This is a genomic window from Methanobrevibacter sp., from assembly GCF_045541095.1.
GTDB lineage: Archaea > Methanobacteriota > Methanobacteria > Methanobacteriales > Methanobacteriaceae > Methanocatella.
Map to the genome: position 1 here is coordinate 1 of NZ_JAZQIJ010000023.1, position 4,990 is coordinate 4,990.

Below are 4,990 nucleotides of genomic sequence, written 5' to 3' on the forward strand. Positions count from 1 at the left end.
TAATTTAAAACTTAAAAAATATGATTTCCACGACATAACAGAAATACTTAACATTCCAATCCCAAAAACTGAAACAAATTATAGGAAATTAAGTCAATTTGTAATGGAATTTCCACAAAAAATAGTTGATGAAATAGATGAAATAAGCGGATTTGTGATAATCATAGATGAATTCCAAATGCTACGAAAAATAAAAGATTTGGAGAAAATATTCTGGCTCATACGAAGCTACAGTCAAAGACAACATAATGTTTCTTATATATTCACAGGATCAATATCAAGAAGTTCTGAAATCTTAAATGAAATAAATGGTGAAAGTGGACCATTTGGAGGTAGACTACAACAAATAACAATCAACCCATTCACTAAAGAAGAGACAAAATCTTATTTCAAAGACAAAATGAGCGAAATAAAATTCACAGAAGACGGATTTGAAAGATTCTACAAATGTACCCGAGGAATACCACTATACATAAATAGTTTCTACAATATAATGGACAGTAATCAATTATATACCTCTGAAATTGTAAAAGAAACATTTTTCACAAATATGGAACAAATTTTAATAATGTGGATAAAAGTTTGGAGTAGTTTAAACGATAATGAAAAAAATATAGTCAAACAATTAGTTGATGAAGACTCATTAACCTGGAGTGAATTACTTGAAAAAACAAGCATATCTAGAGGGACATTCAACAAATACTTAACAAACCTAAAATATAAAGGAATATTGAACTACACTAACAAAAAATACTCCATTGAAGACGAAATGCTAAAAACATGGCTAAAACATGAAAAAGAAGTTTATGGAATTTATCCATTATAACCTCAACTAATACTTAAAACAAGTACTTGTCTTTTTGGAGTAACAGTTATTGCAGCTCTGACAGATTGAAACTCCGTCACCTTTTGCTTTCCAGTCGGCCAAAAAGTCAGCCTGTGCTATAAACGGCTTTGACATTGACATGAACTCAACTTCAGTATGATTTAAAACATCATTCATTGATTTCATATCTCTTAAGGAACCTCCTAAAATTACAGGAATGTCAATCTCATCAATTAACTTATCCACATATATTAAAAACGGATTTTTCTCAGAACCGTCATAAAGGTAAGATATAGTACGTGCTGTCAATTGAATGCTGTCTGCACCTGCCTTTTCAAGTTCCTTTGCAACCTTGAGACTTTCCTCAGCAGTCATTCCATCTTTTCTTACATCCCATGGGTTGATACGTATACTTACGTGCATGTCCATAGTGTTTTTAATGACTTTAATGATTTCTGATGCGATTCTTACACGGTTTTCAGTATTTCCTCCATATTCATCATTTCTCTGATTGAAATAAGGATTGATGAATCTGGTCAGATAAAAATTATTTCCCATGTCGATTTGGATACCGTCAAACCCGGCAAATGAAAATTTTTTAGCGGCCATTATCACTTCTGCCTGCAATTTTCTAATTCCTTCAAGGGTCAAATCATTAGGTTCGGCTTTTTGATTGTCCCCGTCATCATAGTAAAAGAATGCCAACTGGCCAAGAACCGGTACATTGTAATTGTGACATATATCAGTAATCATTTTATAATCTTTTACAAAACCCAAATAGTTTAGACTTGAAGAATATGGTGCGAAACGGTCTTTATGATCCAGAACAAACATTTCAGATATGATTAAACCTGCTCCGGAGCTTGCAATCTTTTCATACCTGTCATATATTGCAGGTGATAAAAATCCTCCCTCTTCAGTTTCTGTTTCCCATGTACCTGTCCTTACTATTCTGCTGTTAAGCTTGAAATCTCCAAATTGAACTTCATCAAAAATATCTTTCATAATAATCACTGCCAAACAATATTAAAGTATAATATAATAAAAAAAGTATTTAAAGGGATTAGTAACTTTGAACTTACCCAAAAAAAGAAAAATAATAATGGTTATTAGTCTTTTTTGATAACCATTAATATGTCGCCTATACTTACAGCATCACCAGGTTCTACAAAGATTTCAGTGACAGTACCGCTCCATTCGGCCTGGATATCATTTTCCATCTTCATAGCTTCGATGACACCTATAGTAGAGCCTTCTTCAACTTTATCTCCAACATTTACGCTGAGCTTGATAACCATACCCTGCATAGATGAAATTACTCCATCAGGAATATCGCCGATAGGACCCTTACCAGGACCTTCACCGATTTCTATAAATCCGGTAGGCATTATTTTAACGTCAAATACATCTCCGTCGACTTCAACGCTGTATTCTGTTGGAATTCCAATTCCTTCCTGCTCATTGATGCCAGGACCTGTTGGAATCTCTTCCTCTTCAGCTTCACCTTTGAGGAATTTAGGTGCAATTGGAGGATATAAAGCATAAGTTAAAGCATCTTCATCAGATTTTACAAATCCTTCAGCTTCACCTTCTGATTTGAATTTATCGAATTCAGGTTCAAGCAAATCTGCCGGCCTGCAGGTAATGACCTCTTCATCCCCAATGATTTTTTTAGCAATTTCAGGATTAACTGGAGCAGGGGATTTACCGTACATTCCTTTCATGTATTCTTTGACTTCATTGGATACGGTTTTATATCTTTCTCCACCCAATACGTTCATTACGGATTGAATACCGACAATTTGACTTGTTGGAGTTACAAGTGGAGGGTAACCCATGTCTTTTCTTACTCTAGGCATTTCATCCAATACATCCTCATACCTGTCAAGAGCTTGCTGTTCTTTAAGCTGGGAAATGAGGTTTGAAAGCATTCCTCCAGGAATCTGATATAACAGTACATCAGCATCCACACTTTCGGAAATCGGATCCAATATTCCTTCATAGATTTCTTTTACATCTTTGAAGTATTTTTTAATGTGAGCCAATAATTTTAAGTCAAGACCGGTGTCGTAAGGAGTTCCCTGAAGCGCTGCAACCATACTTTCTGTAGGTGGCTGACTTGTTCCCCAAGCCAAAGGAGAAATAGCAGTGTCCAAAATGTCCACTCCAGCCTGACATGCAGCGTAGTAACTGATAGGAGTCATACCGCTTGTACAATGACAGTGCAAGTCAACAAGCAAATCAGTTTCCTCTTTCAATCTTGAAACCAAATCATAAGCTGCAGTAGGAGTTATTAAACCAGCCATATCCTTAATTGCAACTGAATCACAATCAAGTGCTTCCAATTCTTTAGCAACTTCTACAAAGTTATCCAAAGTATGAACCGGACTTATGGTGTAACTAATAGTACCTTGAACATGTGCTCCTTGATCTTTTGCTACTTTAATTGCTTTTTCCATATTTCTTACGTCGTTTAAAGCATCAAAAATCCTGAAAATATCAACACCATTTTCATAGGATTTTTCTACAAATTTTGTAACAACATCATCAGGATAATGTTTGTATCCAACCAAATTCTGTCCCCTTAACAGCATTTGGATTGGTGTTTTGTTAAATTCAGCTTTTAATTGTCTTAATCGTTCCCATGGATCTTCATTTAAATATCTGATACAAGTATCAAAAGTAGCACCACCCCATGCTTCAACAGAGAAATATCCTACGTTATCCATCTCTTCAGCAATAGGAATCATGTCTCTTGTTCGCATCCTTGTTGCAAGCAAAGATTGGTGAGCATCACGAAGCGCTGTTTCTGTAAATCTAACTTTAGCCATTATTTTACACCTCTTTTAAATTTAATCATAAGTAATCTTAAAATATCCAACTATAATATATGTTTTTAGTATTATATAAATTAATAATATAAAATACTTTAATTGAAAAAAATAGTAATAAAAAAGAAAAAACGAAATGAGTGAAAAATTATCTTTCCAAATCACCGGAAATGAATTTTTCAACATTTTCATATGCTTCATCATCAGTGTATTGAATTGGTGGGTGTTTCATGGTGTATGAAGAAATAGAAGTTAATTGACCACCGATACCTCTTTCTAAACCAATTTTACAGCATCTTACTGCATCAATTACACATCCTGCTGAGTTTGGAGAGTCCTCAACACTTAACCTTAATTCGATGTTCATTGGAACGTCATCGAATGTGCGGCCTTCCATTCTGAGGAAGCATAACTTATTATCGTTTTGCCATGGGACATAATCACTAGGACCGATGTGGATATCCCTATCATCCATTCTTTCAGTCAATACTGATTGAACAGCTTCTGTTTTGGATTCCTTTTTGGAGTCCAATCTGTCACGGTTGAGCATGTTTAAAAAGTCAGTATTACCACCAGTGTTGATTTGATAAGTTTTATCTAATTTAACCCCACGATCCATAAATAAACTAGCTAATGTTCTGTGAGTAATGGTAGCTCCGATTTGAGCTTTAATATCATCACCTACGATAGGAATTCCTTTTTCTCTAAATTTAGCATCCCATTCATCATCACTAACAATGAATACAGGCATACAGTTGACATATGCAACACCTGCATCAAGTGCACATTGAGCATAATACCTTGCAGCCTCTTCAGAGCCCACAGGCAAGTAGTTGACCAATATTTCAGCACCGCTTTCTTTCAAAACACTTACAACATCAACAGGTTCTTCATCACTTACTACAAATGTGTATTCATCATCATAATTTGACATGTGTTCTGCAACACCATCCAATACATGACCCATGCTTACTTTAACGTCATATTTTGGAATGTCCTTTTGGAAAACTGTTGTGCAGTTTGGTTTTGCGAAAATTGCTTCATCAATAGTTTTGCCGACTTTTCTCGCATCCACATCGAAAGCCGCAACAACATCTATATCACTAGGCTTATATCCCCCAATTTCCCAATGCATCAAACCTATTGCATCTTCAGGGTTTTTACCATCATAATAATGAATTCCTTGAATAAGAGAACTTGCACAGTTTCCTATTCCAACAATAGCTATTTTAATTTTATTCAAATTTAACACCAGAAAAATTTTTTAATTAAATAATAATTTTAATAAATAAAATACTAATATTATGTTATCTAATATACTTTATAAAATTAT

4 protein-coding genes are annotated in these 4,990 nt (G+C 34.5%); 1 reads left to right on the forward strand and 3 read right to left on the reverse strand.

Features of this window, described 5'->3' with window-relative positions; translation table 11 throughout:
* Positions 1 to 826 (forward strand): AAA family ATPase (locus tag ACKI2P_RS00990; protein ID WP_407374382.1); only part of this gene is annotated, 826 nt, incomplete at its 5' end.
* 6 nt (positions 827 to 832) lie between these two features.
* On the opposite strand, the gene ACKI2P_RS00995 is transcribed toward ACKI2P_RS00990, so the two are convergent.
* The 3 genes from ACKI2P_RS00995 to ACKI2P_RS01005 form a co-directional block, all read right to left on the reverse strand.
* Positions 833 to 1,831, reverse strand: a complete 999-nt coding sequence (locus ACKI2P_RS00995; protein WP_407374384.1) for a tRNA-dihydrouridine synthase — start codon at positions 1,829 to 1,831, stop codon at positions 833 to 835.
* A 104-nt stretch (positions 1,832 to 1,935) separates the two neighbouring features.
* Positions 1,936 to 3,657 carry a sodium-extruding oxaloacetate decarboxylase subunit alpha gene (oadA, locus tag ACKI2P_RS01000; RefSeq protein ID WP_407374386.1) on the reverse strand — a complete coding sequence of 574 codons (1,722 nt, stop codon included), beginning with the start codon at positions 3,655 to 3,657 and terminating at the stop codon, positions 1,936 to 1,938.
* Positions 3,658 to 3,805: 148 nt separating this feature from the next.
* Positions 3,806 to 4,900 (reverse strand): inositol-3-phosphate synthase, encoded by a 1,095-nt coding sequence (locus ACKI2P_RS01005; RefSeq protein WP_407374387.1) that lies wholly within the window; start codon positions 4,898 to 4,900, stop codon positions 3,806 to 3,808.
* Between the last annotated feature and the right edge of the window lie 90 nt (positions 4,901 to 4,990).

What these genes read in the sequence shown, in the direction of transcription:
- ACKI2P_RS00995 (WP_407374384.1), bottom strand. Translation starts at nt 1,831, where the DNA reads ATGAAAGATATTTTTGATGAAGTTCAATTTGGAGATTTCAAGCTTAAC.
- oadA (WP_407374386.1), bottom strand. Translation starts at nt 3,657, where the DNA reads ATGGCTAAAGTTAGATTTACAGAAACAGCGCTTCGTGATGCTCACCAA.